This window comes from Streptomyces sp. DH37 (assembly GCF_029813835.1).
GTDB lineage: Bacteria > Actinomycetota > Actinomycetes > Streptomycetales > Streptomycetaceae > Streptomyces.
Genome location: NZ_JARVKV010000040.1, coordinates 10,832 through 36,065, shown reverse-complemented (window position 1 = coordinate 36,065; position 25,234 = coordinate 10,832). Strand labels below are relative to the sequence as shown.

Below are 25,234 nucleotides of genomic sequence, written 5' to 3'. Positions count from 1 at the left end.
TCCTAGCGCTTCTTGTTCGTCTTGCGGCGGCGGACGATGTACTTGTTGCTGGCCTTCTTCGGCGAGCGAGTACGTCCTTCCTTCTTGCCCCACGGCGAGACCGGGTGACGACCACCGGAGGTCTTGCCCTCACCACCACCGTGCGGGTGGTCGACAGGGTTCATGACCACACCGCGGACGGTCGGGCGGACGCCCTTCCAGCGCATGCGGCCGGCCTTGCCCCAGTTGATGTTCGACTGCTCGGCGTTGCCGACCTCGCCGACGGTGGCGCGGCAGCGGACGTCGACCAGGCGGATCTCACCGGACGGCATGCGCAGGTGGGCCATGCGGCCCTCCTTCGCCAGCAGCTGCACGGAGGCACCCGCGGAGCGGGCGAACTTCGCGCCGCCGCCGGGCCGCAGCTCGATGGCGTGGATGGTCGTACCGACCGGGATGTTGCGCAGCGCGAGGTTGTTGCCCGGCTTGATGTCGGCGCCGGGGCCGTTCTCGATGCGGTCGCCCTGCTTCAGGCCGGCCGGCGCGAGGATGTAGCGCTTCTCGCCGTCGACGTAGTGCAGCAGCGCGATGCGCGCGGTGCGGTTCGGGTCGTACTCGATGTGCGCGACCTTGGCCGGCACGCCGTCCTTGTCGTGACGACGGAAGTCGATCACGCGGTAGGCGCGCTTGTGGCCACCGCCCTGGTGGCGGACGGTCACACGACCGGCGTTGTTACGGCCGCCCTTGCTGTGCAGGGGGCGGACCAGCGACTTCTCCGGCGTGGACCGCGTGATCTCGACGAAGTCGGCGACGCTGGAGCCACGACGGCCCGGGGTCGTCGGCTTGTACTTGCGGATACCCATTTCTCAGTCCTCGTCCGATATCGGACGGTGCGACCTCCGTTAGGAGACCGGACCGCCGAAGATGTCGATACGGTCGCCCTCGGCGAGGGTCACGATGGCGCGCTTGGTGTTGGCGCGCTTGCCGTAACCGGTGCGGGTGCGCTTGCGCTTGCCCTGGCGGTTGATCGTGTTGACCCCGGTGACCTTGACCGAGAAGACCGCCTCGACGGCCTGCTTGATCTGGGTCTTGTTGGCACGCGGGTCGACGACGAACGTGTACTTGTTCTCGTCCAGCAGCGCGTAGCTCTTCTCGGACACCACCGGCTTCACGAGGATGTCGCGGGGGTCGGAGAAGGTCTTGCTGGTGACGGTGGCCTCGGTCATCAGGCGTCGCTCCCTTCGCGCTCGACGGCCTTGCGGCCGGCCACGAAGCTCTCGAAGGCGGCCTGGGTGAAGACCACGTCGTCGGAGACGAGCACGTCGTAGGTGTTCAGCTGGCCCGGCTCCAGGATGTGGACCTGGGGCAGGTTGCGGGCGGACAGCCACGCGGCCTCGTCGGTCCGCTCGGCGACCAGGAGCACGTTCTTGCGCTCGCTGATCTTGCCGAACAGGGTCTTGGCGGCCTTGGTGGAGATCTCGCCCTCGACCACGCCGGTGACGACGTGGACGCGGTTGTGGCGGGCCCGGTCGGAGAGGGCACCGCGCAGGGCGGCGGCCTTCATCTTCTTCGGGGTCCGCTGCGAGTAGTCACGCGGCACGGGACCGTGCACGACGCCACCGCCGGCGAACTGCGGGGCGCGGGTCGAACCCTGGCGGGCGCGGCCGGTGCCCTTCTGGCGGTACGGCTTCTTGCCACCGCCACGGACCTCGCCGCGGGTCTTGGTCTTGTGCGTGCCCTGGCGGGCAGCGGCCAGCTGCGCGACGACGACCTGGTGGATCAGCGGAACGCTGACCTGCGCGTCGAAGATCTCCTCGGGGAGCTCGACGGTCCCGGCCTTGTCGCCTGCCGGCGAAAGGATGTCAATGGTGCTCATCGGTTACCTCAGGCCCCCTTGGCCGCGGTACGGACCAGGACGAGGCCGCCGTTCGGACCGGGAACCGCGCCCTTGATGAGCAGCAGGCCCTTCTCCGCGTCAACGGCGTGGACGGTCAGGTTCTGGGTGGTGACCCGCTCGTTGCCCATGCGGCCGGCCATGCGCAGGCCCTTGAACACGCGGCCCGGGGTGGCGCAGCCACCGATGGAGCCGGGCGAGCGGTGCTTGCGCTGCGTGCCGTGGCCGGCGCCGAGACCGGCGAAGCCGTGGCGCTTCATGACACCGGCGGTGCCCTTGCCCTTGCTCTTGCCGGTGACGTCGACCTTCACACCGGACTCGAACACCTCGGCGGTGACCTCCTGGCCGAGCGTGTACTCGCCGGCGTCGGCGGTACGCAGCTCCACCAGGTGGCGGCGCGGGGTCACATCCGCCTTGGCGAAGTGGCCCTTGAGGGGCTTGTTCACCTTGCGCGGGTCGATCTCGCCGAAGGCGATCTGGACGGCCTCGTAGCCGTCCTTGTCTGCGGTACGCACCTGGGTGACGATGCAGGGGCCGGCCTTGACGACGGTGACGGGGACGACACGGTTGTTCTCGTCCCAGACCTGGGTCATGCCGAGCTTCTCGCCCAGGACACCCTTGATCTGCTTGGTGGTCATCTCTACCGGGCCTCTCAGAGCTTGATCTCGATGTCGACGCCGGCCGGCAGGTCCAGGCGCATCAGCGAGTCAACGGTCTTGGGCGTCGGGTCGAGGATGTCGATCAGGCGCTTGTGGGTACGCATCTCGAAGTGCTCGCGCGAGTCCTTGTACTTGTGCGGCGACCTGATGACGACGTACACGTTCTTCTCTGTGGGCAGCGGCACCGGGCCCGCGACCGACGCACCAGTGCGGGTCACCGTCTCGACGATCTTCTTCGCCGAGGTGTCGATGACCTCGTGGTCGTAGGCCTTGAGCCGGATGCGGATCTTCTGTCCCGCCATGGCTACTTCGTAGTCCTGTCTCTCGTTACGCTCTGGGACCCGGCAGGCCGTGCCCTCTCCGACCCACGCGGTCGGGCGTGTCGCATCCTCGCTGACACGGATATCCCTGGGAGGACGTCCCTTGCGGGGGATGCGGTACGACAGGACCGCGGCCGGGAGTGAACCCACCGGGCGCCTGGCTGGTACCCCGCCCACGCTTCCCGGAAGATTCCCGTACTTCCGCCCCTGACGAGGGGCGACGAATACGTTGGGACTCGCTTCCGGTCCTCCCGGCGGGAGGCGCGCAGCATCGGCACTCAACCGAGCAACCCGGACAGTCTGCCACATGGGTCGGTACCGACGCCAATCGGGACCTAGGACGGTACCCCGCGGGGGCACCGCCGAATCCTGCCGGATCGACGTCTCCCCTGTCCTCTGTATACAGAGCCCATGATCCCATGATCCGGCCGCCCCGCGAAGGCGGCCCGCCGCCCGCCGCGGCCGGCGGTCACGGGTCACCGGTCGCCCGCCGGCCGCAGGGAGGAGCGACCCCCTCCCCCCGCCGTCATCTCCCCTGACCGTCCCGACCGCCGGAGCGCCGGAGCGCCGCACGGCCGGCCCGGGCCCCGAGTGGCCGGAAGGCTCCGGCCCCGGGGCCCTCCCGGACGTATCCGGAGGCGCCGTGTCACCCCTCCACGGCACAATGCCCCGAGCGGCCACCAGGGGAACTCACGTCGCGGCGGGGGGAGTTGGACATGGGGTACGTGCTGCCCGAGGGCGCGGACGCGATGCTCGACATCATCGGCGTGGGCTGGCCCAACGTCGACGAGGACGACTACCGCGACATGGCGACCGAGCTGCGGAGCTTCGCCGACGACGTCGACGACGACGCCCAGACCGCGCACAAGGGCGTCGAGCGGCTGCTCGCCAACGGGCAGAGCGAGGCCCTGGACGCCCTGTCGGGCTACTGGGACAAGGTCAAGGGCAAGCACCTGAAGGACCTCGCGGAGGCGGCGCGGGTCTTCGCGGGCGCGCTGGACGCGGCGGCCGACCTGATCGCGGGGCGCAAGGCGGTGGCGGTCGGCGAGCTGATCGCGCTGGCCGCCTCGATCGGCATCGGCCTGGCGGCGGCCCCCTTCACCGCCGGTCTGTCGACGCTGCTGAGCGCGGGCGCGATCCAGGCGTGCCGGATCGCGGTGAAGCGGGCCCTGAAGGAGGCCGCGGACCTGGCGGTGGAGGAGATCGTCGCCGCGATGTCCGAGCCGGCGGTGGCGGCGCTGGAGGGCATGGCCGCCGAGCTGGTGGTGCAGCTCGCCGCGAACGGGCTCGGCGTGCAGGACGGCGTCGACATGGGCGCGGTGGGCGACGCCGGCGAGGAGGGGCTCAAGGAGGGCCTGAACCTGGCCTCCGCCGACGGCCCCGGGCCGGGTCTGCCGAACCTGGGCGGGCTGATCGGCACCCTCGACATCGACGACGACGAGCACGACCGCGCCGCGACCAGGCTCAACGGCGTCAGCCTCTCGATGAAGGGCCGCACCTCCGGCAAGCTGGGCAACGCGCGCGGGCACCAGGGCCGCACCCGCGGCAAGGACGAACTCGCCGACCTGGTCAACGAGGTGGCCGACCGGGGCATGAACGCCCTGGAGAAGGCCACCAGGCAGCTCGGCGACCACCTCGGCGGCGCGCTCCCCAAGGGCGTGCGCAACATCTCCGCGTCCCACCAGGCCAACGACCGCCGTACCAAGGACTCCTTCGACGGCATCAGGACCCCCGACGGCCCCGACGGGCGCAGGGGCGGCGGCCCGGGCGGCGGCGGCCCGCCCACCGGCGGCGCCCCCTCCGCTCCGCACCTGAAGCCCGACTCGTTGCGCACCGTGAAGTCGGACCCGCGGACCAACGGCATCCCGCTGGAGAAGAAGACCCGCCTGAACGATCCCGTCGACGTCGCCACCGGCGAGATGACCCTGGCCCAGACCGATCTGGAGCTGCCGGGCGTGCTGCCGCTGGTCCTGCGGCGCGTCCACCTGTCGAACTACCGCTGGGGCCAGTGGTTCGGCCGTTCCTGGGCCTCCACCCTGGACGAGCGGCTGCACGTCGACGGCGACGGCACGGTGGTCTGGGCCCGCGAGGACGGCTCGCTGCTGACGTATCCGCGGGTGCCGGAGGCCGGCGGGGAGCCGGAGTGGCCGGTGGAGGGGCCGCGGCTGCCGCTGGTGCGCGCGGTGGACGAGCCGGGCTTCTCCTTCTCGGTCACCGACCCGCGCACCGGGTGGACCAGGTGTTTCGCCGAGGCCGAGCTGCCGGGGAGCGTCTTCGACGCCCCGGCGCTGTGCCACCTGGCCGCGGTCGAGGACCGCAACGGCAACCGCGTGGAGATCGTCCGCGGCAGCGGAGGCGCACCGGAGGCGGTGGTCCACTCCGGCGGCTACCAGGTGTCGGTCACGTCCACCCGCCTGGACGGGGACGGCCCGGTGCGGGTGACGGGTCTGGCCCTGCGCACCCCGGACGGGCCGGTGACGGTCGTGTCCTACGGCCATGACGCCGCCGGGAACCTGGACGCGGTGGTCGACTCCTCCGGGCAGGCCCTGCGCTTCGCCTACGACGACGCGGCCCGCATCACCTCCTGGACCGACCGCAACGACTCCGCGTTCCGCTACGTCTACGACGACGCCGGGCGCGTGGTGCGCACGATCGGCCCCGACGGCTTCCTCTCCTCCACCTTCGAGTACACCGCGGACGAGGCGGGGAACCGGGTCACCCGCTACACCGACTCCACCGGCGCCACCACCGTCCTGAGAACGAACGGACTGCGCCAGGTCGTCGCGCGGACCGACGCCCACGGCCACACCACCCACCAGACCTGGGACGGCCGGGACAACCTCCTGTCCCTCACCGATCCCCTGGGCCGCACCACGAGCTGGACGTACGACGAGGCGGGCAACCTCACCGGGATCACGCTGCCCGACGGCGGCACCGCCGCGGCCGTCTACAACGGCCTCAACCTCCCCGTCGAGATCACGGGCCCCGACGGCAGCGTCTGGCGCCAGACCTACGACGGGCACGGCAACCGCACCTCGATCACCGCGCCGGACGGAGGGACCACCGCCTACACGCACGACGCCCACGGAGCGGTGGCGGCCGTCACCAACCCCGCGGGCGCCGTCCAGCGGTTGGCGAACGACGCCGCCGGCCTGCCGCTGGAGGTGACCGACCCGGACGGGCACACCTCCGTGATCGAGCGCGACGCCTTCGGCCGTCCCGCCACCGTCACCGATCCCCTGGGCGCGGTCACCCGCCTGGAGTGGACGGTGGAAGGGCGTCCGGCCCGCCGCGTCCTGCCGGACGGGAGCACCGAGTCGTGGGCCTGGGACGGTGAGGGCAACTGCACCTCCCACACCGATCCGAACGGCGGCACGACCCGCTTCGAGTACACCCACTTCGACCGGCTCGCCGCCCGCACCGGCCCGGACGGGGTGCGCTACGCGTTCGCCTACGACACCGAGCTGCGCCTCACCCAGGTCACCGGTCCCCAGGGGCTGACCTGGGACTACGCATACGACCGGCTCGGCCGGCTGCTCTCCGAGACCGACTTCGACGGCCGCACCGTCGCCTACGGCCACGACGCGGCGGGCCGGCTGACCTCCCGCACCACTCCGGCCGGCCACGAGATCCGCTACGAGCACGACGTCCTGAACCGCATGACGGCCAAGGACGCCGACGGCCTCCGCACCGAGTACGCCTACGACGCCGCCGGCCGTCCCGTACGGGCGGCCTCGCCCGACTCCGTGCTCACCGTGGAGCGCGACGTCCTGGGCCGGGTCCTGGCCGAGACGGTCGACGGCCGCACCACCCGCTACACCTACGACGTCCTGGGCCGCCGCACCTCCCGCACCACGCCCAGCGGCGCGGTCACCGAGCTGACCTACGACGCGGCGGGCAACCGCACCTCCCTGACCGCCTCCGGCCACACCCTCGCCTTCACCCACGACGCGCTCGGCCACGAGTTGGAGCGCTCCTTCGGCGCCGCCGACCGGCCCGTCACCCTGGCCACCGTCTTCGACGCCCTGGGCCGCCCCACCGAGCAGACCCTGGCCGCCGCCGGGCGCACCCTGCGCTCGCGCGGCTACGCCTACCGGCCCGACGGCCACCTCACCTCGGTCACCGACCAGCTCACCGGCGCCACCCGGCACTTCGGCCTCGACCCGGTCGGCCGCCCCCTGACCGTCACCGCCGAGGACTGGTCCGAGACCTACGCCTACGACGCGGCGGGCAACCAGACCTCCGCCCACTGGCCCGACACCGCCCCGCACACGGAGGCCCGGGGCGAGCGCATCTACGACGGCACCCGCCTCACCCGGGCCGGACGCGTCCGCTACGCGTACGACGCCGCCGGCCGCACCGTCCTGCGCCGGCGGACCCGCCTGTCGAAGAAGCCGGAGACCTGGCGCTACGAGTGGGACGCCGAGGACCGGCTGGTCTCCTGCACCACTCCCGACGGCACCCGCTGGCGCTACCGCTACGACCCGCTGGGCCGCCGCACCGCCAAGCAGCGCCTGACGCCGGGCGGCGAGGTCGCCGAGGAGATCCTGTTCACCTGGGACGGCACCCGGCTGGCGGAGGAGACCAACCGCGCCACCCACACCGTCCTGACCTGGGACCACGACGGCCACCGCCCCCTGGCCCAGACCGAACGCCTCCTCGATCCCGACGACCGGGCCGAGGTGGACCGCCGCTTCTTCGCCATCGTCACCGATCTGGTCGGCACCCCCACCGAACTCGTCGACGAGACCGGCGCCATCGCCTGGCACACCCGCACCACCCTGTGGGGCACCACCACCTGGAACCGCGACGCCACCGCGTACACCCCGCTGCGCTTCCCCGGCCAGTACGCCGACCCCGAGACCGGCCTGCACTACAACCACTTCCGCCACTACGACCCCGACACCGGCCGCTACGCCACCCCCGACCCCCTCGGCCTGGCCCCCGCCCCCAACCCGGTCGCCTACGTCCACAACCCCCACACCTGGACCGACCCCCTCGGCCTGGCGCCCGAGTGCGGCGGCGAGGGCGCCGTGACCGTCTACCGCAAGCAGACCGACCACCCGCTGAGCCGGCGCGTGCACATCGGGAAGAACGGCGAGGTGACGATCACGGGCCACGGAAAGCTCTATGTGAACATGAGCGGCGACATCAAGCACACCACCGAGTTCCGCGGCGACGGCGGGCAGATCGTCGCGTTCGACGTCCCCCGGGAGTACCGCGACGCCATCAGAGCAGCCGCTCTGCCGCAGAACAAGGACGACCACCCGGACGGCTCCGCTTTCACCCGGCAGGAATGGAAGCAGTTGCTCAAGGAGTACCCCGAGATCTCAGACCCCACCAAAGGGCCGGATCTCTATGGAATCCCCGACAAACTACTCGATCAGTTCAGAGGCGCCGTCATCCCCGGCTCGGGTCGCGTCATCCAGGAAGGGTAATTTCTCGCGCAATGATGCACAGCAGGGAAAGTCTGGAGGCCGAGCGGGAACGTCTTCGGCGGCGCCCGGCCGCCGGATCGGCTCCGTCCGTCCTCTCCGAGTTCACGGTGGACCTCCCCGGTGATCCGGCCCGGTACGCCGAGCGCCTGCGCTCGGTCCTGTCGGCCGCGGTGGAGCTGGGGGCCACCGCCGACTTCGAGGAGGACGAGCTCCCCGTCGGCGGTGTACCGGACTGGTTCGTCGCGGTCTGCTCACCGGACGGAGGAGCGGCTCCGGATTTCGCGACGAGCGGCCGTGCCGCGTACGAGACCCACACGCAGAGCAGGCCGTGGGCGCTCCAGAACTGGCTCTACCGTTTCGACCCCGATGACGATTCCAGGGGGTGGGAGTGGTGGGACCTCACCCAGGACGGACCCTCCCGCGTGCGGATCTGGGTCGACAGCTGGGGGGAGTCCTTCTTCGGCTGCCAGGAACTGCGCTGGGCCGCTTATACGGCGGGCGCCCTGCGCGTCGAAGGACCCGTCGTCCGACGGTCCGACGCCTGGGCGGGGGGAACACCGGCGTGACGGCGGCGGACACGCCGCGCCCCGCGGCGGAGAGGCGGGTGAGGGCGTGCTTCACGGAAGAGACCATCACGGTGTACCAGGCGTACGCACCGGTGATAGCCGACGCCGCGCTCGCCGCCGGCACCTTCGTGGCCCCTTTCAAGCGTGAGCGGATGACCTGGATCAAACCGTCGTTCCTGTGGATGATGTACCGCTCCGGTTGGGCGACCAAGCCGGGACAGGAGAAGGTCCTCGCCGTCGAGATGAGGCGGGAGGGTTTCGAGTGGGCACTCGCTCACGCGAGCCTCAGCCACTACGCGCCGGAGGTCCACACCGACGCCGACGCCTGGAAGGAGCAGTTGAGGGCCAGCCCCGTGCGGGTCCAGTGGGACCCGGAGCGTTCGGTCACCCTTCAGCCGCTGCCCCAGCGCGCCGTTCAGGTCGGCCTCTCGGGGGAGGCGGTGGAACGGTACGTCGAGGACTGGATCGTCCGGATCTCGGACGTCACCGACCTCGCCCAGGCGGTTCACCGGCACGTCGCGGCCGGTCGCCTCGACGAGGCGGAGTCCAGGCTCCCGAGGGAGGTCCCGTACCCGCTGCCCGAGCGGATCCGCGAACGCATCGGCGGAACGGCAGGGGTCCGGGAGCAGGAGTCCCCCCGGACGTAAACGCCTCCGCCGACCCCTGGACGTCGCCGTCCGGGACCGAGCCGGGCACGACCGGCTGCGCATCCCGCCATACGGCGGCTCGTTGTCCGACCGGACCGCTTCCCCTGGCCGGCCACAAACGGTGGAAGAAGGCGGAACCCGAGGAGGACGAAGGATTCCAGGGCGGATTGTTCGTCCATTCCAAGAGGCTTTCCGACCGTCCGCGCGGCAGCGCGTCCCGCGCCCGGCAAATGACCGGGCGCGGGACACGGGCGGGTGTCAGCGACCTGCCGTGCGCGACAGGAAGTCGGCCCACGCACCCGGCGCGAAGGCGAGCTGCGGGCCCTGTACGTCCTTGGAGTCGCGGACGTGGACGGTGCCAGGGGTGGCGGCGACCTCGACACAGTCGTTGTTGTCGCTGCCGCTGTAGCTGCTCTTGACCCAGTTCAGCGCGGAACCGTCTCCGGCGGAGGGCTTGAGCGTCATGTGATCTCTCCCAGCAGTTTCTCGATGAAGGCCGACGACTCCCGTGGGCTGAGAGCCTGGGCGCGGATGATGCCGTACCGCAGCTCAAGCACCTGCACCTCTTTGGGATCGGAGATCAGGTGGGTGATGAGCTGCGCCTCGGAGTACGCCACCGCTGCGCCGTCCCCGAGCTTCAACACCTGGAGCTGACCTCCCATCCCTGCGTGGTCCTCACGGTCCAGCGGCATCACCTGGATCTCGACATGCCTCAACTGGCCGATCACCAACAGGTGTTCGAGCTGGTGGCGCAGCACCATTCTGCCCCCGAGCGGACGTCGGAGCGTCGCCTCGTCCAAGACAAAGGTCAGTGTGGGGGTGGGCGTCCGCTCGAAGATCCCCTGCCGAGCCAGACGAGCCGCTACGTGTCGTTCGAGATCATCCCTGGAGTAAGCGGGCCTCCGCATGTCGAACAGCGCCCTCGCGTACTCCTCCGTCTGCAACAAGCCGTGGATGTTGTGGCTGCCGTAGGCGCCCAGCTCCACGGCCTCGGCCTCCAGCTTGGCCAGGTCCCGCACCTTCTTCGGGTACCGGGCCTCCTGCACGTCCTTCTTCATCGCCGCGAGCTTGCCGCCCGCGCCGAGCACCCGATCCGCCTTCTCCAGGAACTCCGGGTGCGGCAGGCGCTTGGCGCGCTCGACCGCCGAGACCATGCCCAGGCTGTAGCCGATGGCCTCGCCCAGCTCGGCCTGCGTCAGCCCGGCCGCCTCCCGCCACAGCTTGATCTGCCGACCGGCGGCCCTCACCACCGGCCCGTACTCCTCGTCCCACTCCTCTTCCCAGGACGTGCCGTCCGCGCCGTCCGTGGTGTGGCTCCCGCGTGCCGCGCCGTCGTTGTCCACAGCCATGTGCACCAGCCCCTCCGTGTTCACCGTGCCCGTGTCCAACAGCGCCCGCACTCGGGCCGTCACGCCGGACAGGCCGCACAGTCCCGGCCCGCACCCGCACAACCACTCCCCGCTCAAGCGCCGTCACCGAGCGTCACATTAGACACCGGGGACCCGCTAACGCACTCATTCGGCGGAAAATCCCTCGAACAGGAAATTCCACTTCAGACAGTCGTTTCGTCGGAGCCGTGGGCAGGACCGGCGGACTCGGGCGCGACAGGACGACGAGGCCCCTGCCCGTCGTGCCGGTGGTCGCGTCCACCAGCACTTCGGACAGGGGCCTCATCGGTCGGCGTCCCTACCGGGCCGCGCCCTTACGAGTAGTTCCAGCGCTGCCCGTCGGCGCGCTGCTTGCAGTAGATGATCCGGCCGGCGGAGTTGTGCGTCTGCATACCGAGGTGCTTGTTGGCGCAGAACTGGCCGGCCTGGTAGCAGTTGCCCGCCGGGGAGGTCAGTTCGCACTGGCCGTTCCACTGGGCTGTGCCGGAACCGCCCGAACCTCCCGTGGAGCCGGAGCCGCCGGAGCCGCTGTCGCTCGGGGGAGGCGGCGGGGTGTAGTCGGGGTCGTTCTTCCGGTCCTGGTAGGTGCCCTTGCCCGACGGGCAGGAGCCGCCCTCGACCAGGGTCAGCACCGCCTCGGTGCCGGGCTTGACGTCCTTGCCCGCCGAGGGCGACTGGAAGCAGACCGTGTAACCGTCCGCGTCGCCCTCCACATCGGCGGAGGAGACGGACACGTCCTTGTACACCGACTCGACGCTGACGTTTTCTTCGTCCAGGCCCGCCTTGACCAGCGCCTTGACGGCCTTGGCGTAAACCGTTCCGGTGACGCCGGGGATCCGGGGCCAGGTGAGCGGGCCGCCGTCCTTCTTCGGGCAGAGGGCGCCTTCCTCGACGGCTCCGTAGTCGACGGTGCCGTAGCCGATGTCCTCGAAACAGACCTTCCAGTTCCCGGAGGGCTCGGCGTCGCCCTCGTTGGCGTTGTGGGCGGAGACCGTGTAACCGGCGGCCTCGGCGGCTTCCCTGGCTTCCTCCAGGGCCGCGTCCTTCTGGGAGGAAATGCTCTCGGGTTTCGCCGTCACGGTGGCCGTGGCCGTGGCGGTCACGGTGGCCGTGGCCGTGGCGGTCACGGTGACGGTTTCCTTCGGCTCCGCCCCGGCGTCGCCGTCGGAGCAGGCTCCGAGCAGAAAAGCACCGAACACGCCGAAGGCGATGAACTTCCCGCGGATCGCGGCGCGGCCCCCCGCCCGCTTTCCTCTCCCCGGCAGACTCCGGATCATCGACCGATCATGTGCTCGCTGTCTCCGCGATATGTTCCGCGCAGCGTGAAGCAACGTCATCCCGCCCCCCTGGCAGTGCCGTTCGTGCGGCGATGCTAGCCGGGCGGAGCCGCCCGGGGTGGGCGGTAGGCGAAACCGGTCCTTCCCCTGGCGGCCGTCGGGATGACATGCCGCTCCTGCACCGGGCCGCACCGGTCGGGCCACCGGCTGGACAAGCGCGGCCTGCGCGAGCGTCACCGCTGGCCGGAGCGGATACGAGCGGACACGCTGGGTGACGTGAGTCCCGAGATCACCCGAACCGAGAACCCCGCCCCCGCCCAGGAGCTCGCCGTGCTCCTCTCCCCCACCCGCCGGGGCGCCCGGCTGGCCCGGCTCCTGACCGTCGCGTACCTGGCCGAACGGGGCCTGCCCACCGGGACGGCGGCGCAGATCACCGCCGAACTGGCGGGCAACGCCGTCCTGCACGGGCGCGTGCCCGGCCGGGACTTCCGGCTGGGCCTGCGCGTCACCGGGAACGGCGACGGCGTCACGCTGCGCATCGAGGTGTCCGACGCGCGCGGCGACCGCTGCCCGGCCGTTCCCCGGCCGCCGGCGCCCGTCGAGGCGGAGAGCGGACGCGGGCTGCTGCTCGTCGAGGCACTGGCCGACCGCTGGGGCGTGGAGACCTGGCCGCCGCCGCGCAAGACGGTCTGGGCCGAGCTCACCCTCCTGCCCTGACCCCGCCGCACGGACCGCCCCCGCGCACCACCATGGACGCACCCCACATGACCCGGACGACCAGCGAACCCGCCCGCGCCGCGCGCAACCGCCTCGGCGACCTCATCGACCGCGCGCTGCGCGGCGAGCACACCGTGATCACCCGCAACGGCAAGGAGGTCGCGGCCGTCGTGCCCGTCTCCGTCCTGCGCAGGCTCCGCCTCCTGGAGGACGCCGCCGACCGCCGCGCCGTCCTGGATGCCCTCCACGAGCGCACCTACGGCCTGGACGAGGTGCTGCGCGAGACGCTGGAGCGTGCCCGGTGACGTACGACGTCCGCCTCGCGGCCACCGCCCGCGACCGGCTCCGCGCGCTCGACCGGGAACGGGCCCTGCGCATCCTGGGCAGGCTCACCGGCCTCCTCGCCGACCCGTACGCGCCGGACACCGACGCCCTGCCCGGCTCGTACGAGAGCGAACGGCGGCTGCGCGCGGACGACCACCGCGTGGTCTACACCGTCCACGACCGCCCGGCCCTGGTGCACGTCGTCCACATCGCCCGCCACGACGAGGTCCACCGGCCCGTCTGAGCGGGGAAAGGCCGCGGGACCACCGGCTCGCGGCGAAGCACGGCCCGGCGGGTGGGAGGCCGGTGGGACACGGCGTCAGAAGCGTCAAAGGACCGGGAAGAGAACCCCACCCGACCCAACCGGCCTCCCCTCACTCGTACGGGTGAGTCGGAGGGATCGGGCTGGCGTGGGGGCCGGTCGTGCGGCATAGGCTCGCCGCGACGAGCACCACAGAGCACCACCGAGCACCGCCACAACCGCAGACATGCGACGGCCCCCGGCCGGGACGGCAATCCCGGACGAGGGCCTGACCACCGAGGAAGTTAGGGCTTCCCAGATGGCTGAGCCGCAGCTTAGCGCGCCCTCGCGCGCCCCATCCGCCGTTCCGCGCGGCGGCGTCGTCCACGTCACCGTCCGGCACACCGAGCGCTTCACGGTCGTCGGCAACCACCTCGCCCAGCACCGCGAGCTGTCGCTGACCGCGATCGGGCTGGCCGTCCACATCCAGTCGCTGCCCGACGGCGCGCGGGTGGACATCCGCACGCTCGCCGCCCGCTTCCCCGAGGGCGAGACGCGGATCGCCGCCGCGCTGCGCGAACTGGAGGCGCACGGCTACCTGTCGCGGACCCGGGAGCGGCTGCCGAGCGGGCGGGTCGTCACGCGCACGGTGTCCTACGACAACCCGGCGGCGCGCACGGCCGTCCGCCCCTCCGCCCCCAGGCCGCGTCCGTCCCGTACCGCCGCGCCCGAGCCCGTACCGGCTCCCGCTCCCCCGGCACCGACGCCCGCCCCGTCACCACCGTCACCGCCACCGCCGCTGCCCGAACCCCGCACCACCGGCAACCCCGTACGCGAGCGGGCCGCCACCGCGATCCTGGCCGAGCTGCGACGCGACGACCCCCGCCTGCTGCTCTCCGAGCGGGACGTGGCGCGCCTGGCCCCCGCCGTAGCGGCCTGGCTGGAACGCGGGGCCGCGCCCGACGCCGTACGCCGCACCCTGGCCGCCGGGCTGCCCGCCGAACCGCTGCGCCACCCGGCCGCCCTGCTCGCCCACCGCCTCACCGCACTGCTGCCGCCACACCTCCCGGCCGTCCCGCAGGCCGCGCCCCGGCCCCCGCGTCCCGACCCGCTGCGGAACTGCGACGGCTGCGACCGCGCCTTCCGCGCCCCCGCCCCGGGCCTGTGCCGCGACTGCCGCGAGGCCGGGGCCGGGGCCCTGTCGTCCCTGGCGGCATGACTGCTTCGAGGTACGGCCCCGAAGGTGGAGGTGCTTGTGCGGAGAGGCGGCCATCAGGCCGTCTCCCCCCGTGGCCGGGCGCGAGCAGGGATACGACCAGCCGTTCGTCATCTCGGGCCCTCACCGCCACCTGCGCCGGCTCGCCCGCCCCGCCGACGGCCCCCTTCGGCTCGTGGACGCCGACGGCGTCCGACGGCAGCGGCCCTCCGCGGGTCCGCTGTCCGTGCGCTGCCGGAAGCGAGTCACGGAAGACCCGGCAGGGTCCTCACCTCACCGTGTGCTTGCAGCCCAGGACGTCCTTGCCGTCCCGGTTGTCGTCGACCTTCCTCCCGTCGACGGTGATGGTGCAGGACGCGGGCTTGAGCATGCCGTCGTCGCCCGGGACCGAGCCGGGCACGACCGACACCAGGACGCCGGCCTCCTGCTCGGCCTTCGTCAGGGAGAGTTCGACCGTCTTCTTCCACGGGAGCGTGACCTGCTCCGCCTTGTTCCCGTCCGCGACGTAGGCGATCTGCGTCCTTCCGGTGCCCCGGACCTCAAGGGTCACCCGGCGCACCGCCTCGCCGCCTCCGTCCGGGCCTCCGCCGCCCGATGCCTCGCTCGCGGAGGCCGACGGGACGGACTTCCCCCCGGCTCCCCCGTCGTCACCGCCGCAGCCCGTCAGCAGCAGCCCCGTCACGATCACGGCCGGTACGGCGGTCGTCCTGCGCATGCGTGTCCCCTGTCGCGAGCGGAAGAGCGGATGACCGGTCCGGGCGTCCTGCCCGGACCGGTCCCCGGATCCTAGCCAGCCCGCCGCGGGGCGGTTGGAAGCGGGCTCCGGCCGCCGTACCGCCTTACCCGCTCCCCGGCGTCAGGAAGCCGGAGGGGCGGACGGAGCCGCCGGCCGCGCCGGGGAAGGCCGCGCAGTCGCGCGGAGTGCGGGCGGCGGGCGGAGCCGCGCCGCCGCAGGCGCCGGAGAACGGAGAGGGCCCGTACGACCGGAGTCGTACGGGCCCTCTCGCTGACCGAGGTCAGGTGGTGCCTAGGAGGCGGACCGGGTCACTTGACGATCTTGGTGACCTGGCCGGCGCCCACGGTCCGGCCACCCTCGCGGATGGCGAACTTCAGGCCCTCCTCCATGGCGACCGGCTGGATGAGCTCGACCTTCATCTCGGTGTTGTCGCCCGGCATGACCATCTCGGTGCCCTCGGGGAGGGTCACGACGCCGGTCACGTCCGTGGTACGGAAGTAGAACTGCGGGCGGTAGTTGTTGAAGAACGGGGTGTGACGGCCACCCTCGTCCTTCGACAGGATGTAGGCCTGGGCCTCGAACTCGGTGTGCGGGGTGACCGAACCCGGCTTGATGATGACCTGGCCGCGCTCGACGTCCTCGCGCTTGATGCCGCGGAGCAGCAGACCGACGTTCTCACCGGCCTGGCCCTCGTCGAGCAGCTTGCGGAACATCTCGATACCGGTGACGGTGGTCGAGGTCTTCTCGGTCTTGATGCCGATGATGTCGACGTTCTCGTTGACCTTCAGGACACCGCGCTCGATACGGCCGGTGACGACCGTACCGCGACCGGTGATCGTGAAGACGTCCTCGATCGGCATCAGGAACGGCTTCTCGACGTCGCGCTCGGGCTCCGGGATCGACTCGTCCACGGCCTTCATCAGGTCGAGGACGGACTGGGCCCACTGCTCGTCGCCCTCGAGCGCCTTCAGCGCCGAGACGCGGACGACCGGAACCTCGTCACCCGGGAACTCGTACTCGGAGAGCAGCTCACGGACCTCGAGCTCGACGAGCTCCATGATCTCCTCGTCGTCCACCATGTCGGCCTTGTTCAGGGCGACGACGATGTACGGAACGCCGACCTGGCGGGCCAGGAGCACGTGCTCCTTGGTCTGCGGCATCGGGCCGTCGGTGGCGGCGACCACGAGGATGGCGCCGTCCATCTGGGCGGCACCGGTGATCATGTTCTTGATGTAGTCCGCGTGACCCGGGCAGTCGACGTGGGCGTAGTGACGGGACTCCGTCTGGTACTCGACGTGCGCGATGGAGATGGTGATACCGCGCTGGCGCTCCTCGGGAGCCTTGTCGATGTTCTCGAACGCCGAGACCTCGTTGATGTCGGGGTAGGCGTCGTGCAGCACCTTGGTGATCGCCGCGGTAAGAGTGGTCTTACCGTGGTCGATGTGACCGATGGTGCCGATGTTGACGTGCGGCTTAGTCCGCTCGAACTTCGCCTTCGCCACTGGGGTCCTCCTGTGGACTGGTGCTGTACTCCCCCGCGCTCTGCGGAAGGGGTTCAGGTGGTCGTGCCGAACCGGTCAGGACCCCTAGGGGGACGCCCTTGACCGCTTCGTATGGGTGGGCGGGCCGCCGGGGCGCCGTCGCCGGACGACTCGCGTCCGGCGACGGGAAACCCCGAATGCCTTGTTGTGCTCCAGCCTAATGGGTGGATAGCGCCGCGAAACGTGCGCTACTCGCCCTTGGCCTTCGCGATGATCTCCTCGGCGACGTTCCTGGGAACCTCGGCGTAGGAGTCGAACTGCATCGAGTAGCTCGCGCGACCGGAGGTCTTGCTGCGCAGGTCACCGACGTAACCGAACATCTCCGACAGCGGAACCAGGCCCTTGACGACCTTGGCGCCGGCGCGGTCCTCCATGGCCTGGATCTGGCCACGGCGGGAGTTGATGTCACCGATCACATCGCCCATGTAGTCCTCGGGCGTGGTGACCTCGACGGCCATCATCGGCTCCAGCAGGGCCGGGCTGGCCTTGCGGGCGGCCTCCTTGAAGACCATGGAGCCGGCGATCTTGAACGCCATCTCGGAGGAGTCGACGTCGTGGTAGGCGCCGTCCAGCAGCGTCACCCGCACGCCGGTGAGCGGGTAGCCCGCCAGCACGCCGAACTCCATGGCCTCCTGGCAGCCCGCGTCCACGGAGGGGATGTACTCCTTGGGGATGCGGCCACCGGTGACCTTGTTGACGAACTCGTAGCCGTCGCCCTCGAGAGGCTCGACCGCGATCTGCACCTTCGCGAACTGGCCGGAACCACCAGTCTGCTTCTTGTGCGTGTAGTCGACCTTGTCGACGGCCTTGCGCAGCGTCTCGCGGTAGGCCACCTGCGGCTTACCGACGTTCGCCTCGACCTTGAACTCGCGCTTCATCCGGTCGACCAGCACTTCGAGGTGCAGCTCGCCCATACCCGCGATGATGGTCTGCCCGGTCTCCTCGTTCGTCTTGACCTGGAAGGACGGGTCCTCCTCGGCCAGACGCTGGATGGCGACACCCAGCTTCTCCTGGTCGCCCTTGGACTTCGGCTCGATGGCGACCTCGATCACCGGGGCCGGGAAGTCCATGGACTCCAGGATCACCGGAGCGGACGCGTCGCAGAGGGTCTCGCCCGTGGTGGTCTGCTTCAGACCCATGACGGCGACGATGTCGCCGGCGCCCACGCTCTCGATCTCCTCACGCTTGTTCGCGTGCATCCGGTAGATCTTGCCGATGCGCTCCTTCTTGCCCTTCACCGAGTTCAGCACCTGGGTGCCGGAGTTCAGGCGGCCCGAGTAGACCCGGATGAAGGTGAGCTTGCCGAGGTGCGGGTCGCTCGCGATCTTGAACGCGAGAGCGGCCAGCGGCTCCTCGTCGGAAGGCTTGCGCTTGATGACCTCGTCGGCGTCCGAGGGGGCCTGCCCCTCGATCGCCTCGATGTCGACCGGCGACGGCAGGTACCGCACGACCGCGTCGAGCAGGGGCTGCACGCCCTTGTTCTTGAACGCGGTGCCGCAGAACACCGGGGTGACGGTGGTGCCGCCGCCCTTGCCGGACTCGATGGTGATGCGACGGATCGCCGTGTACAGCTGCTCCTCGGAGGGCTCCTCGCCCTCCAGGTACAGCTCCATCAGCTCCTCGTCGTTCTCCGCGACGGCCTCGAGCAGCTTGGCGCGCCACTCCTGGGCCTGCTCCACCAGGTCGGCCGGGATGTCGACGATGTCGTACATCTCGCCCTTGGCGGCCTCCGCCGACCACACCAGGGCCTTCATGCGGACGAGGTCCACGACGCCCTGGAAGTCGGCCTCGGCGCCGATCGGGATCTGCATCACCAGCGGCTGCGCGCCGAGGCGGCCGACGATCATGTCGACGCAGCGGAAGAAGTCGGCACCCGTGCGGTCGAGCTTGTTGACGAAGCAGATGCGCGGAACGCCGTAGCGGTCCGCCTGACGCCACACGGTCTCGGACTGGGGCTCGACGCCGGCCACCCCGTCGAACACCGTCACCGCACCGTCGAGCACGCGCAGCGAGCGCTCCACCTCGACGGTGAAGTCGACGTGGCCCGGGGTGTCGATGATGTTGATGGTGTGATCGACGTTCTCGAGCGGCCAGTGGCAGGTCGTCGCGGCCGACGTGATGGTGATGCCGCGCTCCTGCTCCTGCTCCATCCAGTCCATGGTGGCAGCGCCGTCGTGGACCTCACCGATCTTGTAGCTCACACCGGTGTAGAACAGAATCCGCTCGGTGGTGGTCGTCTTGCCCGCGTCGATGTGGGCCATGATCCCGATGTTGCGGACCCTGGCCAGGTCAAGTGAAGTGGTAGCCATAAGGCTCAGTCTTCTCTCGGATCTCGATGGGGTAAGCGACTACCAGCGGTAGTGCGCGAAGGCCTTGTTGGACTCGGCCATCTTGTGGGTGTCCTCGCGCTTCTTCACGGCGGCGCCGAGCCCGTTGGAGGCGTCGAGCAGCTCGTTCATCAGACGCTCGGTCATCGTCTTCTCACGACGCGCGCGGGCGTAGCCCACGATCCAACGCAGCGCGAGAGTGGAGGAACGGCCGGGGCGGACCTCGACCGGGACCTGGTAGGTGGCGCCACCGACTCGGCGGGAGCGGACCTCGAGGGTCGGCTTCACGTTCTCGAGCGCGCGCTTGAGCGTGATGACCGGGTCGTTGCCGGTCTTCTCACGCAGGCCCTCCATGGCGCCGTACACGATGCGCTCGGCGGTGGAGCGCTTGCCGTGCAGCAGCACCTTGTTGATGAGGGAGGTCACCAGAGGAGAGCCGTAGACCGGGTCGATGATGACCGGCCGCTTCGGGGCGGGGCCCTTACGAGGCATGCTTACTTCTCCTTCTTGGCGCCGTAGCGGCTGCGAGCCTGCTTGCGGTTCTTGACGCCCTGGGTGTCGAGGGAGCCGCGGATGATCTTGTAGCGAACACCCGGCAGGTCCTTCACACGGCCACCGCGCACGAGCACGATGGAGTGCTCCTGCAGGTTGTGACCCTCACCCGGAATGTAAGCGGTGACCTCGATGCCGCTGGTCAGACGCACACGCGCGACCTTACGCAGGGCCGAGTTCGGCTTCTTGGGGGTGGTGGTGAAAACGCGCGTGCAGACGCCGCGGCGCTGGGGCGAACCCTCGAGTGCGGGCGTCTTGTTCTTCTCGACCTTGTCCTGTCGGCCCTTGCGGACCAACTGCTGGATCGTAGGCACCGTTTCTCCGGTTTCTGTGTGCCAGTCTCGGTAAAACTAACCTGGGGTTCGCACGGATTCCCGACCACTTACCCGACCCACGCGGTCGGGTGTGTCGAAGCTGCGGACTCCCTGACGAGGCAGGCAGGACACAGAATCGGTGTCGTGGACCGTAACGGTCTCCGGCCCCCGGGCGGGGGCATTTTCCTGCCCTGGGGCCGGGGGAGAATGCGCGCACGGGAGCCCAGGGACACCCCAGGCACAAGGTCAGAGCGTACCTACCGCATGGGCTCCGGTCAAAACAAGTCCGCGTGGCCGACGGGGCGACGGACAGCCGGGTGACCGGGGTCTTTCGCCGCCGGCTCCGCCCGGGGTCCCCGGCCTCCGGCGGCCCCGCCCCGGCCGGGCTCCGTCAGCCCGTGGCCCCCGCGGTCGCCGCCACCACCAGCAGGACCAGCGCGACGAACCCGATCGCCAGCCAGCCCAGGACCAGGCCCGCCAGGGCCAGCCCGTCGCCCTTCTCCCCGGTGCGGCGGATCTCCGCGCGCGCCTTGTGCCCGAGGATCACGGCGGGGATGGCGGTGACTCCGTAGAGCGGCGTGAGGACGCCGCAGACGAGGGCCGCGACAGCGGAGTTGTTGGTCGGGGGCGGGGGCGGCAGGAAGGTGCGCGGCACCATCGGCTGGTACGGCTGCGGGTACTGCTGCGGCGCGGGCGCGGGCACCGCCATCGGCCCCTGCGGCAGATCGGCGATGAGGACGTGCAGTTCCCCGTACGTCTGCGCCCGCTGGGCGCGGCCCATCCGCTGCTCGTACTCGGCGTGGTCCAGGCGGCCCTCCGCGTAGCCGGCCTTGAGCACGTCGAGGGTGCGCTCGCGGTCCGCGTGGGACGCCCGCATCATCGGCATCTGCGACGCCTGGTGCGCGATCTGCGGCGGCTGCGGCCCCGGGCCCGCCCGTCCCGGCAACCCGTACCGGCCCTGCTGACCCGGCTGACCCCATGGTTGGTACGACACCGGCTCCACCTCCCCACGATCGGGCTGCCCCCATCATCCATGACGTTCCCGCCCTCCGGGGAGTTCCGGGACACACAGGACACGTCGGCGGCCCATGGCGGAAGCCCACGGCGGAAGCCCACGACGAAGACCGCGGGGCGGCCCCTCCGGAGAGGGGCCGCCCCGCGGGCGTCCGTCGGACCGTGCGGCCGGCCTCAGCCGTTGTACGGACCGTAGTCGTAGTCCTCCAGCGGGACCGCCTGGCCGGAGCCGGTGCCGAAGGGCGAGTAGTCGATGTCGTCGTAGCCGACGGCCGAGTACATCGCGGCCTTCGCCTCCTCGGTCGGCTCGACCCGGATGTTGCGGTAGCGGGACAGGCCCGTACCGGCCGGGATGAGCTTACCGATGATGACGTTCTCCTTGAGGCCGATCAGGGAGTCCGACTTGGCGTTGATCGCCGCGTCGGTCAGGACCCTGGTCGTCTCCTGGAAGGACGCCGCCGACAGCCAGGACTCCGTGGCCAGCGAGGCCTTGGTGATGCCCATCAGCTGCGGACGGCCGGAGGCCGGCTGACCGCCCTCCGCCACGACGCGGCGGTTCTCGCCCTCGAACTTCGAGCGCTCGACCAGCTCGCCGGGCAGCAGCTCGGCGTCGCCGGACTCGATGATCGTCACACGGCGCAGCATCTGCCGGATGATGATCTCGATGTGCTTGTCGTGGATCGACACACCCTGCGAGTTGTAGACCTTCTGGACCTCGCCCACCAGGTGCACCTGCACCGCGCGCTGGCCAAGGATGCGCAGCACGTCGTGCGGGTTGGTGGCGCCGACCGTCAGCGGCTGGCCGACGTCGACGTGGTCGCCCTCGGAGACCAGCAGACGGGCGCGCTTGGAGACGCCGTAGGAGGTCTCGTCGGAGCCGTCGTCGGGGGTGACGACGATCTTCTTGGTCTTCTCGGTCTCCTCGATCCGCACGCGGCCGGCGGCCTCGGAGATCGGGGCGACGCCCTTGGGGGTGCGGGCCTCGAAGAGCTCGACGACACGCGGCAGACCCTGGGTGATGTCGTCACCGGCCACACCACCGGTGTGGAAGGTGCGCATCGTCAGCTGGGTGCCGGGCTCACCGATGGACTGGGCGGCGATGATGCCGACGGCCTCGCCGATGTCCACCAGCTTGCCGGTCGCCAGCGAGCGGCCGTAGCACATGGCGCAGGTGCCGACGGCGGACTCGCAGGTGAGGACCGAGCGGGTCTTGACCGTCTCCACCCCGTGCCGCACGAGCTCGTCGATGAGCACGTCGCCCAGGTCGGTGCCGGCCGGGGCCAGCACCTTGCCGTCGACGACGACGTCCTCGGCGAGGCAGCGGGCGTACACGCTGGTCTCGACGTCCTCCGCCTTGCGCAGCACGCCGTCCGCGCCCTTGGACGCGATCACGAGCTTCAGGCCGCGGTCGGTGCCGCAGTCCTCCTCGCGGATGATCACGTCCTGCGAGACGTCCACCAGACGACGGGTCAGGTAACCCGAGTCGGCGGTGCGCAGCGCGGTGTCCGCCAGACCCTTACGGGCACCGTGCGTGGAGATGAAGTACTCCAGCACGGACAGACCCTCGCGGAACGACGCCTTGATCGGCCGCGGGATGGTCTCGTTCTTGGCATTGGACACCAGACCGCGCATACCGGCGATCTGACGCATCTGCATCATGTTTCCGCGGGCGCCCGAGTCGACCATCATGAAGATCGGGTTGGTCTTCGGGAAGTTCTCCGCCATGGCCTCGGCGACCTCGTTGGTCGCGCGGGTCCAGATGCCGATGAGCTCGTTGGAACGCTCGTCCTTGGTGATCAGGCCGCGCTCGTACTGCTTCTGGACCTTCTCGTCCTGCGCCTCGTAGTTCGCGATGATCTCCTTCTTGGCCTCGGGGACCACGACGTCGGAGATCGCGATGGTGACGCCGGAGCGGGTCGCCCAGTGGAAACCGGCCGACTTCAGGTTGTCCAGCGCCGCGGCGACGACGACCTTGGGGTAGCGCTCGGCGAGATCGTTGACGATCGCGGAGAGCTGCTTCTTGCCCACGGTGTAGTCGACGAACGGGTAGTCCTCGGGCAGCAGCTCGTTGAAGAGCGCGCGGCCCAGGGTGGTGCGCAGCCGGAACGGGTCGCCGGACTGCCACTCCGCCTCGCCCTCCTCGGGGGCCGGCGGGGTCCAGCCGCGGGGCGGGACCGAGCCGACGGGGAAGCGGATGTCGATCTTCGCCTGGAGCGACAGCTCCCGGGCGTCGAACGCCATGATCGCCTCGGCGACGGAGTTGAACGACCGGCCCTCGCCCTTGACCTCGCCCTCGATCTCGTCGGTGGTGAGGAAGAACAGGCCCAGCACCATGTCCTGGGTCGGCATGGTGACGGGACGGCCGTCGGCCGGCTTGAGGATGTTGTTCGAGGACAGCATCAGGATGCGGGCCTCGGCCTGCGCCTCCGCGGACAGCGGCAGGTGCACGGCCATCTGGTCGCCGTCGAAGTCCGCGTTGAACGCGGTGCACACCAGCGGGTGGATCTGGATGGCCTTGCCCTCGACCAGCTGCGGCTCGAAGGCCTGGATGCCCAGGCGGTGCAGGGTCGGCGCGCGGTTCAGCAGCACCGGGTGCTCGGCGATGACCTCTTCGAGCACGTCGTACACGACCGTGCGGCCGCGCTCGACCATGCGCTTGGCCGACTTGATGTTCTGCGCGTGGTTGAGGTCCACCAGGCGCTTCATCACGAACGGCTTGAAGAGCTCCAGCGCCATGGCCTTGGGCAGGCCGCACTGGTGCAGCTTGAGCTGCGGGCCGACGACGATCACCGAGCGCGCCGAGTAGTCGACGCGCTTGCCCAGCAGGTTCTGGCGGAAGCGGCCCTGCTTGCCCTTGAGCATGTCGGACAGCGACTTCAGCGGACGGTTGCCGGGGCCCGTGACCGGGCGGCCGCGGCGGCCGTTGTCGAACAGCGCGTCGACGGCCTCCTGGAGCATGCGCTTCTCGTTGTTGACGATGATCTCGGGCGCGCCGAGGTCGAGAAGCCGCTTCAGGCGGTTGTTGCGGTTGATGACGCGGCGGTACAGGTCGTTCAGGTCGGAGGTCGCGAAGCGGCCACCGTCGAGCTGCACCATCGGACGCAGGTCCGGCGGGATGACGGGCACGCAGTCCAGCACCATGCCCTTGGGGCTGTTGCGGGTCTGCAGGAAGGCGGAGACGACCTTGAGGCGCTTGAGCGCACGGGTCTTCTTCTGGCCCTTGCCGGTCCGGATGATCTCGCGGAGCCTCTCGGCCTCCTCCTCGAGGTCGAAGGTCTCCAGGCGCTTCTGGAGCGCCGCGGCGCCCATCGAACCGTCGAAGTAGGTCCCGAAGCGGTCGCGCAGCTCACGGTAGAGCAGCTCGTCGCCCTCCAGGTCCTGGACCTTGAGGTTCTTGAAGCGGTTCCACACCTCGTCCAGGCGGTCGATCTCGCGCTGGGCGCGGTCGCGGATCTGCTTCATCTCGCGCTCGGCGCCCTCGCGCACCTTGCGGCGGATGTCCGCCTTGGCGCCCTCGGCCTCCAGCTCGGCCAGGTCGGCCTCCTGCTTCTTGGCCCGGGCCTCCAGGTCGGCGTCGCGGCGCTGCTCGATCTGCTGGCGCTCCACGGAGATGTGGGCCTCCAGCGAGGGCAGGTCGCGCTGACGGCGCTCCTCGTCCACCCACGTGATCATGTAGGCGGCGAAGTAGATGACCTTCTCGAGGTCCTTCGGGGCGAGGTCGAGCAGGTAGCCCAGCCGCGACGGAACGCCCTTGAAGTACCAGATGTGGGTGACGGGGGCGGCCAGCTCGATGTGGCCCATCCGCTCACGGCGCACCTTGGCGCGGGTCACCTCGACGCCGCAGCGCTCGCAGATGATGCCCTTGAAGCGGACGCGCTTGTACTTGCCGCAGTAGCACTCCCAGTCCCGGGTCGGACCGAAGATCTTCTCGCAGAAGAGTCCGTCCTTCTCGGGCTTGAGGGTGCGGTAGTTGATGGTCTCCGGCTTCTTGACCTCGCCGTGCGACCACTGACGGATGTCGTCAGCGGTGGCCAGGCCGATTCGCAGCTCGTCGAAGAAGTTGACGTCGAGCACTCTCGTCAATCCC

At 70.4% G+C, this 25,234-nt stretch carries 21 protein-coding genes and 1 pseudogene; 7 read left to right on the top strand and 15 right to left on the bottom strand.

Translation table 11 applies throughout. From position 1 onward, the window contains the following. Window positions 1–2: 2 nt before the first annotated feature. From rplB to rpsJ, 5 genes and pseudogenes are all read right to left on the bottom strand, one after another. Complete coding sequence (rplB, locus tag QC029_RS19710) at window positions 3–839, bottom strand: 50S ribosomal protein L2 (protein ID WP_279557035.1); 837 nt, start codon at window positions 837–839, stop codon at window positions 3–5. Window positions 840–878: 39 nt separating this feature from the next. Then, window positions 879–1,181 (bottom strand): annotated as a pseudogene (gene rplW, locus QC029_RS19705) (50S ribosomal protein L23); the annotation flags it as partial. 20 nt (window positions 1,182–1,201) lie between these two features. After that, entirely contained in the window at window positions 1,202–1,852 is a 651-nt protein-coding gene (rplD, locus tag QC029_RS19700; RefSeq protein WP_279557033.1) for a 50S ribosomal protein L4, read from the bottom strand. Window positions 1,853–1,860: 8 nt separating this feature from the next. Then, entirely contained in the window at window positions 1,861–2,508 is a 648-nt protein-coding gene (gene rplC / locus QC029_RS19695; RefSeq protein ID WP_093851460.1) for a 50S ribosomal protein L3, read from the bottom strand. 14 nt (window positions 2,509–2,522) lie between these two features. Continuing rightward, complete coding sequence (gene rpsJ / locus QC029_RS19690; protein WP_279557032.1) at window positions 2,523–2,831, bottom strand: 30S ribosomal protein S10; 309 nt, start codon at window positions 2,829–2,831, stop codon at window positions 2,523–2,525. Between the two features lie 734 nt (window positions 2,832–3,565). Between rpsJ and QC029_RS19685 the strand changes: the two genes are divergently transcribed. From QC029_RS19685 to QC029_RS19675, 3 genes are read left to right on the top strand one after another with little or no spacing between them, the layout of a single operon-like run. Next, window positions 3,566–8,287: a DUF6531 domain-containing protein gene (locus tag QC029_RS19685; protein WP_279557031.1), complete on the top strand. Its 4,722-nt coding sequence runs from the start codon at window positions 3,566–3,568 to the stop codon at window positions 8,285–8,287. 11 nt (window positions 8,288–8,298) lie between these two features. Beyond that, window positions 8,299–8,853, top strand: coding sequence for a hypothetical protein (locus QC029_RS19680; protein ID WP_279557030.1), 555 nt, complete (start codon window positions 8,299–8,301; stop codon window positions 8,851–8,853). Next, the gene (locus tag QC029_RS19675) at window positions 8,850–9,500 is read left to right on the top strand and encodes a DUF4291 domain-containing protein (protein ID WP_279557029.1); all 651 of its coding nucleotides are present in this window, start codon (window positions 8,850–8,852) and stop codon (window positions 9,498–9,500) included. Before QC029_RS19680 ends, QC029_RS19675 begins: the two co-directional genes overlap by 4 nt. 258 nt (window positions 9,501–9,758) lie before the next feature. Here QC029_RS19675 and QC029_RS19670 read toward each other — a convergent pair whose 3' ends face one another. From QC029_RS19670 to QC029_RS19660, 3 genes are all read right to left on the bottom strand, one after another. Next, a complete protein-coding gene (locus tag QC029_RS19670; RefSeq protein ID WP_279557028.1) occupies window positions 9,759–9,965 on the bottom strand; it encodes a DUF397 domain-containing protein in 207 nt (68 codons plus the stop codon). Then, window positions 9,962–10,849 carry a helix-turn-helix transcriptional regulator gene (locus QC029_RS19665; protein ID WP_279557027.1) on the bottom strand — a complete coding sequence of 296 codons (888 nt, stop codon included), beginning with the start codon at window positions 10,847–10,849 and terminating at the stop codon, window positions 9,962–9,964. Before QC029_RS19665 ends, QC029_RS19670 begins: the two co-directional genes overlap by 4 nt. Window positions 10,850–11,202: 353 nt before the next feature. Continuing rightward, window positions 11,203–12,165, bottom strand: coding sequence for a PASTA domain-containing protein (locus QC029_RS19660; protein WP_279557026.1), 963 nt, complete (start codon window positions 12,163–12,165; stop codon window positions 11,203–11,205). Window positions 12,166–12,441: 276 nt separating this feature from the next. On the opposite strand from QC029_RS19660, the gene QC029_RS19655 reads away from it, so the two are divergent. From QC029_RS19655 to QC029_RS19640, 4 genes are all read left to right on the top strand, one after another. After that, on the top strand, window positions 12,442–12,882 hold the full coding sequence (locus tag QC029_RS19655; protein ID WP_279557025.1) for an anti-sigma regulatory factor: 441 nt from the start codon (window positions 12,442–12,444) through the stop codon (window positions 12,880–12,882). A 47-nt stretch (window positions 12,883–12,929) separates the two neighbouring features. After that, on the top strand, window positions 12,930–13,187 hold the full coding sequence (locus tag QC029_RS19650) for a type II toxin-antitoxin system Phd/YefM family antitoxin (RefSeq protein WP_279557024.1): 258 nt from the start codon (window positions 12,930–12,932) through the stop codon (window positions 13,185–13,187). Further along, a complete protein-coding gene (locus QC029_RS19645) occupies window positions 13,184–13,450 on the top strand; it encodes a type II toxin-antitoxin system RelE/ParE family toxin (protein ID WP_279557023.1) in 267 nt (88 codons plus the stop codon). The genes QC029_RS19650 and QC029_RS19645 overlap by 4 nt, the downstream gene beginning before the upstream one ends. Window positions 13,451–13,766: 316 nt before the next feature. Continuing rightward, on the top strand, window positions 13,767–14,666 hold the full coding sequence (locus QC029_RS19640) for a helix-turn-helix domain-containing protein (RefSeq protein ID WP_279557022.1): 900 nt from the start codon (window positions 13,767–13,769) through the stop codon (window positions 14,664–14,666). Window positions 14,667–14,931: 265 nt separating this feature from the next. Here QC029_RS19640 and QC029_RS19635 read toward each other — a convergent pair whose 3' ends face one another. The 7 genes from QC029_RS19635 to QC029_RS19605 form a co-directional block, all read right to left on the bottom strand. Continuing rightward, a complete protein-coding gene (locus QC029_RS19635) occupies window positions 14,932–15,378 on the bottom strand; it encodes a hypothetical protein (RefSeq protein WP_279557021.1) in 447 nt (148 codons plus the stop codon). Window positions 15,379–15,707: 329 nt separating this feature from the next. Next, the gene (gene tuf, locus QC029_RS19630; protein WP_279557020.1) at window positions 15,708–16,901 is read right to left on the bottom strand and encodes an elongation factor Tu; all 1,194 of its coding nucleotides are present in this window, start codon (window positions 16,899–16,901) and stop codon (window positions 15,708–15,710) included. A gap of 227 nt (window positions 16,902–17,128) precedes the next feature. Then, window positions 17,129–19,249, bottom strand: a complete 2,121-nt coding sequence (fusA, locus tag QC029_RS19625) for an elongation factor G (RefSeq protein WP_279557019.1) — start codon at window positions 19,247–19,249, stop codon at window positions 17,129–17,131. A 39-nt stretch (window positions 19,250–19,288) separates the two neighbouring features. After that, window positions 19,289–19,759 carry a 30S ribosomal protein S7 gene (rpsG, locus tag QC029_RS19620; protein ID WP_093660564.1) on the bottom strand — a complete coding sequence of 157 codons (471 nt, stop codon included), beginning with the start codon at window positions 19,757–19,759 and terminating at the stop codon, window positions 19,289–19,291. A gap of 2 nt (window positions 19,760–19,761) precedes the next feature. Continuing rightward, entirely contained in the window at window positions 19,762–20,133 is a 372-nt protein-coding gene (rpsL, locus tag QC029_RS19615) for a 30S ribosomal protein S12 (RefSeq protein WP_003948652.1), read from the bottom strand. Window positions 20,134–20,524: 391 nt separating this feature from the next. Beyond that, window positions 20,525–21,010, bottom strand: coding sequence for a DUF1707 and DUF4190 domain-containing protein (locus QC029_RS19610; protein ID WP_279557055.1), 486 nt, complete (start codon window positions 21,008–21,010; stop codon window positions 20,525–20,527). Window positions 21,011–21,321: 311 nt separating this feature from the next. Then, complete coding sequence (locus QC029_RS19605; protein WP_279557054.1) at window positions 21,322–25,221, bottom strand: DNA-directed RNA polymerase subunit beta'; 3,900 nt, start codon at window positions 25,219–25,221, stop codon at window positions 21,322–21,324. Window positions 25,222–25,234: the final 13 nt, after the last annotated feature.